We start from the raw sequence: 8,101 nt of genomic DNA, 5'->3' as shown, positions 1-8,101 counted from the left end.
GTCCTGAAGGTGAAAATCGGCACAGACACTTACTTCACTTGGTCTACAGCGGAAAAATATTTTTATATAGTGGAAGTTTAGGCGGTTAAAGGTGAAAGTTTAGGCGGTTAAAGGTGGAAGTTTAGGCGGTTAAAGGTGGAAGTTTAGGCGGTATTAGTGGAAAGTAAATTTGTAAATTCCACTAATATTGTTTATTATTCACCATAAGCATTAATCTAGCGAAATATTACGATATGAATAAAAATGAGATGGCACAGTTCCAAAATAACCTACGAGAGTTTATAGGCGAGTCTTATACGGTCAAAGTAGATAAAAATTTAAGCGAACAAGAGCGCGATGAACTTACCGCTCATGTAAGAAGGACAGTGGGTGATAATGATGCCACTATCCTTATTATTGAACCTGTCATAGAATCAAAATTTGATTTTAATTTTGATTTGATTACCTCAGACGTTAAAGAAATCAAACCATTACAGAATGTCAGTCAAGTTGAGAGTAAGCCCAAACCAATTTACAGTGACAAATGGCTGGTGATGCAAAACCGTTTATTAAATGCCATTTCAGATTTGGACTTGAATGAGCGGCGTCTGATTATGTTTTTATCGCCCTTAGTACGTAAGCATGTAGAAAAAGACCCTGATGCCAGAAAACGAATGTTTGTGGTTAATGCGCTAGAGTTTGCCCGTGAATATAATTTAGGCAAAAAAAGTATTTACCGTACCTTGGCAGAAGTTGCTAATAGCATGCTGCACAAAGCATTCTTTTTTTGGAACTTTAAGAATAATGAACGGACGCATAGAACTGGAGTGTCTTGGCTTGTTCAGTGCGAATATAAGGAAAACGAGGGACAGTTAGAAATTATACTGGCCGATACAGTGATTGAGATGCTATCAGTATTCGATCGTGAAAATCCATTTACCAAATGGGAGCGACATTGGATTATTAATCTTGGTAGTTATGGCATGATTTTATTTGAGCTGATTGCCAGTTGTATGTTCCAAAAATACAAAGAAAAGGCGTATACCGTTGACTATTTACGTGAAAAATTTAATTGCGTTGATAGCTATGGTAGGAATATTGATTTCAAACGTTATGTATTAGATAAAGCTATCAGTGATATTCATACGCACACGCCTTACCGTATAACCTACGCTCAAAAGAAAAAAGGGCGGGTGGTGAGTGAGATTGTGTTTAGTTTTGAAGATAGCAGTCAAGCCAAGGTAGAGGCTAAGCAGTCAAAAGCATTGAAGAGTGATCTGAATCCTTTTTCAATTAAAGGTCTAAGCGACGCACAATTAAAGCGCATTGTTCTGAATAAAGAATTTATAGCCAATTATAACCATCTGGTCAGCTCCACCAGTCTAGCAGGCCAAAATGAGGCAGAGTGGGCAATTGAGATGGTCAAAAGACTAAAGACGGATTCTTCAGTTTTCAATAAATGTCCTATTCGTGATTATTTAGAATATACGTAGACTGACAAAAACATCCTATTGCTGGGTGGTTAGGTGCTAGCCTTGGCAGTATTAAGACACTATGATTCTCTAAAAAAACCAGCGCTAATCATTAATAAATGATAATAATGCGCTAGAGGAGTACTTAATTGATTGTTAGCCATAATCTAACGATTATGACCTCAAGATTGCTTGAGGTTTTTTTATATCTTATATTGTATCATGTTGTATATTGTATTATACTATATACAATATGATACAAACGCTACATATTTACTCATACAAAATTAAGGACAATAACTGTGGCCATTACTACACAACAAATTCATGCTACCGCTGATCAACTGCACGAACAAGATATCAAACCTACTTTAGCAGAAGTGCGTAAGGCGCTGGGTGGTGGATCATTCACGACCATCAGTGAAGCCATGAAGTCTTGGCGTCAGGATAACCAACAAGAAGAGCAGCTAAGACAGGTTGAGCTACCAAGTGGCATTGCTGAACGTTTACAAACGCTTGGCGCGGATATGTGGCAAACGGCCATTGATATTGCCAATGATCGTCTGGTTAGAGAACGGGAGGCTCTAGAGAATATTAAAACCAAGTTGCAAGCTGAGACAGACGAGGCTCAAGACGCGGTTAAGACCCTAGAGAGTGAGCAGACTGATTTGTTAGAACAGCTCGATGAGGTCACAGCAACTGCAGAGGCAACGGCTATCACCGCAGCTCAAGTGACTGCTGAACGGGATATGCTGACGCAGACACTCAGTGATACTCAGCACCAGCTGGAGCTTGAACGAGCTAAAACAGCTGCAGCTCAGGCTCAACTTGCTGACCTGCGTAGCAGCTTTGATCAACAGTCAAAAGAGCTGAGTGCCAACATATCGAAGGTGGCCACGCTTGAAGCCACTGCTAATAGCGATAAAGCAGAGATCACACGTGTGAAGACAGAGCTTGAAGCAGTCAAGGTTGAGCTAAAAACAGTGACTACTGAGCACAACCAAATAATGAACCTTACAGCAGAGGTAAAAGGAGAATTAAAAGCGATAACCGCTGAACGTAATAAGTTATCAGGGATCAATGAGCAGCTGACTCAAAAGCAAGCTAAGCTTGAAGCAGATCATCAGCTGCTTGTTAAGCAACACAACACATTAAATCATGAGAAAACTTTGCTTAGTACTGAGCACACTGCTTTAATTGAGCAATATGATGAGCTTTCAATTAACTATCAATCAGAACAGGAAAAGAGTAGCTCATTGACTGCAGAGATTGAAAAGATGCGAGAGACAATTAACACTAAAAGTATCAGTTAAACTTAGTAATAGAGGCCTATTAACAATAACTAAGTCAATCCCGTTCTATTCACACTAAGCTTATGAATCAACCATGACAATGTCGACTCACTGAATAAATGATGGTTGTATAATAAATATTCTAAATTTTTCTCTAGATTCTTATAGTATATAGCCTAGTGGGCTATATACTACTTAAATTAGCCTAAGTGAAATTATGCTGATTTTGGAGCCTTGAGCAGATTTCAAGGAACACTCACCCTAAAGCAATTATGAGTATAATAATAATGCTCACAAACACTTTAGTGCATCCCTTGAATTTGATGTGATTAGTCATGCCGACTTCATCGCCCATCGCGTCATCAAGACCGTATCACTGTATCAAGCTACGGCTGTTATGATTACGGCTGATAGCACCGCCTAGACACGCTCATAACCGCTACTGTGCTGTCATACGCTAGCAAGGGCGTTCGCCCAATGTACCGCTACGATATGCACAAGTAACCACTCATTGCGTTGCTCTGATCCTTTGTCTAGTCACCCCTGTAGGGAGCTCACCCTTATGTCAAACGCAGTCGTCACCGAGGCCTGCCACCCATTTGACGGGTAACGGGTACAGAGAGAGCAGCACGAAAATGTAACGAGCGAACAAGCAGTTTTTAAAATGTATAGCAAATAGAGTTGATATGAAAGCAGATTTTGGATAAAATGACCCTAAACGGGCATTTAATGCTGTTCAAATAACGCAGTCTGTGTGCTTATTTGTTCGTTACAGGGTGTTGACGCACACTGTAACCGTTATCTACATTTAAAACTAAATGCCTCTGGGAGTCAACTCCCAGAGGCATTTTTTTGTTTGTCATACAGATTAGGTTTTTAATATCTGATTCTTCGTTAAATTGCTTAGGCTTTTTTTGTCGTCATTTAGCGTAAGCATTTCAATTATTTTGAAGTTAGCAATTAGTACTTAGTACATTCTCACAAGACGTTAAGTTTCTGACAATACTGAGGTAGTTTACTATTAAGACCGCCTTAGTCGTCAGATGCAAGGTTTTACACGCGCTGTTAAGAAGCGGTAAATCATCTTTCTGAGAGAATACGATAATGAAAAGACAAACTTACACTCCTGAGATTAAAGAACGCGCCGTTCGCATGCTGATTGAAGCATTAAACGATTACACCTTTATGTGGTCATGTCATAAAAAGCGCACTAATGAAACTATACTAACCAACATTCAAGACTAAGCTACACATACTAAAGAGCTTGAACATGAGAACAAGAAGCTTACGTAAGCCAGTTAGATTACAGTAAAATCCGCTTTTTTCGCCCAAGGAGAGATAGGACACACAATCAAGTTGTGGCTCAGTTTATTGATAAAAATAAGTGTGTCTACGGTATTAGAGCAATATTGACTGTGCAATATAGAAAATATGCAATAAACTTATTTTCTACCTTTAATAAAATGCAGCAACCTAAACAAGGGTAAATTATGAGTAATTCAGATAACCACAGTCATCAAGCTCCAAACCCTAAAGATATGAATAAAGCTTTTTATATTGGGATTGGTCTAAATTCTGCATTTACGCTCATCGAGTTTATAGTGGGCTACTCAACTAATTCATTAGCTTTGATCGCAGACGCTAGCCACAACTTAAGTGATGTTGCCAGTTTAATAATCTCGTTAATTGGAATGAAATTAGCACAGAAAGCATCTACTACGCTTTATACCTATGGCTACAAAAAAGCTTCTATAATGGCGTCTCTTATTAACGCCATATTGTTAGTTACAATAGTTATAGGTATTGCCTATGAGGCCTTGGGTCGATTTGATACCATACCGGAAGTTGCAGGAAAAGTTATTATTATTACAGCTCTAATAGGCGTATTTATAAATACTGTTTCTGCTTTTGCATTCTACAAAGGTCAAAAAGACGATATTAATGTCAAAGGTGCTTTCTTGCATCTAATGGTAGATGCATTGGTCTCTGTAGGTGTCGTTATCTCGGGCATTATTATTTACTATACAAGTTGGAATATCGTTGATCCTCTAGTTAGCTTGATTATTTCAGTCGTTATACTGTTATCGACTTGGGGTCTACTAAAAGAGAGTATCAAGCTTGCTATCGACGGAGTACCTCAAAATGTTGATCTCAGTAAAATCACTGCTATCTTAGAGAGCTATAATTTTATTCAAAACTTTCATCATTTACATATCTGGGCTTTGAGTACCACTGAGAATGCTCTTACAGTTCATATTGTACCGAAGACCGACATAACGTTTAAAGAGACTATTACTATGAAAGAAAACATCAAGGAAGATTTGGCGCATCAGAATATACAACATGCAACTATTGAATTTGGTACTAAGGCAGATGACAATCAAAAATCGCGTGCATTAAATGAAAGTATCAACAAAAAGATGATAGACCGTATATAGCTATCTTTTTTTAAGTATGAGGCGCGTGCCTTATGTCGACATAATTTTTTCAATCAATTCTTATGTGATCAATAGTTTAAAACTTTTATATTTACGTGCGTTAGGATGTTACCTAGAAAAAATAAAAAACTTACACTGATTAAATTATTATGATTAAGTTTACTATTACCCTCGTCTTCTAAGTGTGGTTAGACCTTTGCCAAAATAGCTTAGTAGTAATAACAGAGTTATTATTATCAAGATAGGATAATTTCCCATAAGCATAAAGGGCGTGTTACCAACCCGTGCCTGTATCTCACCACGTAGTACAGTACGCTCAAACTGCGGTGCGCGTTTTACAATACGACCTTTATGGTTGATAATAGCGGTAACACCAGTATTGGTCGCTCGAATAAACCAGCGCCCGTTCTCAAGCGCGCGCATTTGTACCATTTGCAAATGTTGCAATGGTCCTGCTGAAGTGCCAAACCAAGCATCGTTAGAGACGGTCAACAAAAAGTCAGTATCGATGGCATTTTTACGCGTGGTATCTGGATAAGCTACTTCATAACAGATAGCCGTCCCTATATTGTGTCCACGCACCTTTAGCGGTGACTGCTGATCACTACCACGACTATAGCTCTTAATATCCTGACTACCGGCCAAACTTGGGAAAATATCGAGCACGCCTTCAAATGGAATATACTCTCCAAAAGGCACTAGACGCTGCTTCTTGTATAGGCCTTCCGCTTCTACACCTCGAGCAATCACGCTATTGTAAAATGGGGGATACTTATCCGTACTGGCATTGAATGCCGCTTTATCCTTATAAGGGATACCAGTTATCCATGTCGTATTGGTCGCATTGGCCATTTCTATCATTTCACTAATAAAGCCCGCAGCCTCATCCTGAAACATCGGAATAGATGATTCAGGCCACACCACCACATCACGTCCCCACTCAGTGCGCGTTAACTTCGCATAAATCTTTAGCGTTTCTAATTGATATTGCGTCAGCCACTTTATATCTTGTGAAATATTACCTTGAATCAATGACACTGACAGATCAGGTGTGCCCTTAGGTTTTGTCCATTGCGGATTGACCAGCCATAATGATGTGCTAATGGCTAATAACAGTACAGAAACGACGGCATAACTACTGCGCCGAAGCAGTAGCTCTACTAAACTTGCAGCCAATAGTATGGCAACAAAAGAGACGGCAAAAACACCAGCAACGGGTGCTAAGGACGATAACCAATACTCTTCAGTAAATGCATAACCAACAAACAGCCACGGAAAGCCTGTGAATAACCAAGTTTTTAACCATTCTTGTAGCACCCAAAGAGCAGCAAATGAAAAGGGTTGTTTGCCTACCATACGGTTAAAGACTAGTGCTAAAAATCCATGAAACAGTCCCATACCGAGACCCATCAATCCAATCATAATCAATGCGAGCCACGTTGGAGTATCGCTATAATCATGGATGGCAGTATAGAGCCAAAAGCCGCCGACGCACCATAGCCCCATACCGTAAGCTTCACCGATAATAAAAGCGCGACGACCACTCATATTTGGTACCAACAGCGCATATAAAATCGCTGGTGACACTATTGCTAGCGGCCAGAACCCATGAGGCGCTAGCGCAAATAAAAAAATAGCCCCTGCAAGCCATGCTGCTACTAGCGTAAACCATAGCGGTAATTGATTTGAGTGAGTACTCAAACGCTTTTGTAGATTAATAGTAGACAGGCGCATCGCAAATTATCCAAAATTATGAGTTTTGAATTTTTAGTCAAAATCCAAAACTCGGATAGACCTGTTAATACTACAGGCAGCATTTCAAAATGAAAACTGCTTATGATACCAGTCCGCACTGCTCAATGGATAAATTTACGTACTCCGTTTGATGGGTTATTATGCTACATTACAAAACGATATGAAGTGTTACTTGACCTTCTATAGCTCACAATATCTACAGTACATGAGAGAGCACTATGACCCCCTTAAAAATAAAATCCAGTCTTATATTCAATCGTTATCTGTCTAAGGGGTTGCGTAGTACGTTAGTATTACTTGCCGCCTCATCACTATTTGCTTGTAGCCAACCGAGTAGTGGCGTATCTGATGCAAGCACAACATCGGCATCAACTGAAGATGTAGTGACTGTTCCGAAGACAGCTGAACCAAACGTTATAAATACTCCTATGATGACATCAGTAAATAAACCAGACCTACTAAAAAACGTCTCAGCCACTGTCTATAAAGATGCCAATTGCGGCTGCTGTAAAGAATGGATAAGTCATGCAGAAGATAATGGTCTAAGTGCAACCGCGCAAGATGTTGCGGACTTAGCCGTATTTAAAGAGCGCTACAGCGTTCCAAATGAAATGCGTTCTTGCCATACTGTAGTCACTACTGATGGTTACGTCTTTGAAGGTCATGTACCCGCTAAATATATGGCGCAGTTTTTAGAAAATCCGCCAGTACAAGCTATGGGTCTTGCCGTACCTGGCATGCCTGTTGGTAGCCCAGGTATGGAGTATCAAAATAAATTCATGCCCTATCAGGTTATGCAGCTCAATAAAGACGGGACGACCCAAGTTTATGCTGATATTGAATCGGTAGAGCAGCAATTATAGTGTGTTAGCAGTTAAGAATACTTTGATTATAGTGTTAGCGTTAAAAGTAAATGAGGTAGGTATAAGACTGTTCTATTGCTTATAAAATGATTCTTCATCAAAGAATTCATTAGCTATTGCGACTTTAAAATTAAAAATAACTTTGAATTTGTAACTTTTGATGACAATGTAAGCGGATTTATCGGTTATTAACCCTTAAAATAGATAAATAACTAAGGGTTAATACAAGAATATACAGGATGTATCGAAACAATTACGTAATATTACATAAGCCAGTAGGGAATTAGCATCTATATTAATAT

The 8,101-nt window shown here is 39.2% G+C and carries 5 protein-coding genes; 4 read left to right on the top strand and 1 reads right to left on the bottom strand.

Translation table 11 applies throughout. From position 1 onward, the window contains the following. Window positions 1–233 precede the first annotated feature (233 nt). The 3 genes from JMY08_RS13715 to JMY08_RS13705 all read left to right on the top strand — a co-directional run bounded on the left by JMY08_RS13715 (window position 234) and on the right by JMY08_RS13705 (window position 5,181). Window positions 234–1,472 (top strand): replication initiation protein, encoded by a 1,239-nt coding sequence (locus JMY08_RS13715; RefSeq protein ID WP_201569637.1) that lies wholly within the window; start codon window positions 234–236, stop codon window positions 1,470–1,472. 281 nt (window positions 1,473–1,753) lie between these two features. Next, the gene (locus JMY08_RS13710; protein WP_201593736.1) at window positions 1,754–2,764 is read left to right on the top strand and encodes a DNA-binding protein; all 1,011 of its coding nucleotides are present in this window, start codon (window positions 1,754–1,756) and stop codon (window positions 2,762–2,764) included. A gap of 1,469 nt (window positions 2,765–4,233) precedes the next feature. Further along, window positions 4,234–5,181 carry a cation diffusion facilitator family transporter gene (locus JMY08_RS13705; protein WP_082624560.1) on the top strand — a complete coding sequence of 316 codons (948 nt, stop codon included), beginning with the start codon at window positions 4,234–4,236 and terminating at the stop codon, window positions 5,179–5,181. A gap of 165 nt (window positions 5,182–5,346) precedes the next feature. On the opposite strand, the gene lnt is transcribed toward JMY08_RS13705, so the two are convergent. Further along, window positions 5,347–6,915 carry an apolipoprotein N-acyltransferase gene (gene lnt / locus JMY08_RS13700; protein ID WP_057758793.1) on the bottom strand — a complete coding sequence of 523 codons (1,569 nt, stop codon included), beginning with the start codon at window positions 6,913–6,915 and terminating at the stop codon, window positions 5,347–5,349. A 239-nt stretch (window positions 6,916–7,154) separates the two neighbouring features. On the opposite strand from lnt, the gene JMY08_RS13695 reads away from it, so the two are divergent. Beyond that, the gene (locus JMY08_RS13695; protein ID WP_201593735.1) at window positions 7,155–7,799 is read left to right on the top strand and encodes a DUF411 domain-containing protein; all 645 of its coding nucleotides are present in this window, start codon (window positions 7,155–7,157) and stop codon (window positions 7,797–7,799) included. The last annotated feature ends 302 nt before the right edge of the window (window positions 7,800–8,101 follow it).

Source organism: Psychrobacter sp. Pi2-51, assembly GCF_904846665.1.
In the GTDB taxonomy this organism is placed as follows: Bacteria; Pseudomonadota; Gammaproteobacteria; order Pseudomonadales; family Moraxellaceae; genus Psychrobacter; species Psychrobacter glaciei.
Note: the sequence above shows the minus strand (reverse complement) of the source record. Positions and strands in the feature narration are given on the sequence as shown.

Coding starts and splice junctions, on each gene's coding strand:
- JMY08_RS13715 (WP_201569637.1), top strand. CDS start 234: ATGAATAAAAATGAGATGGCACAGTTCCAAAATAACCTACGAGAGTTT.
- JMY08_RS13695 (WP_201593735.1), top strand. CDS start 7,155: ATGACCCCCTTAAAAATAAAATCCAGTCTTATATTCAATCGTTATCTG.
- lnt (WP_057758793.1), bottom strand. CDS start 6,915: ATGCGCCTGTCTACTATTAATCTACAAAAGCGTTTGAGTACTCACTCA.
- JMY08_RS13705 (WP_082624560.1), top strand. CDS start 4,234: ATGAGTAATTCAGATAACCACAGTCATCAAGCTCCAAACCCTAAAGAT.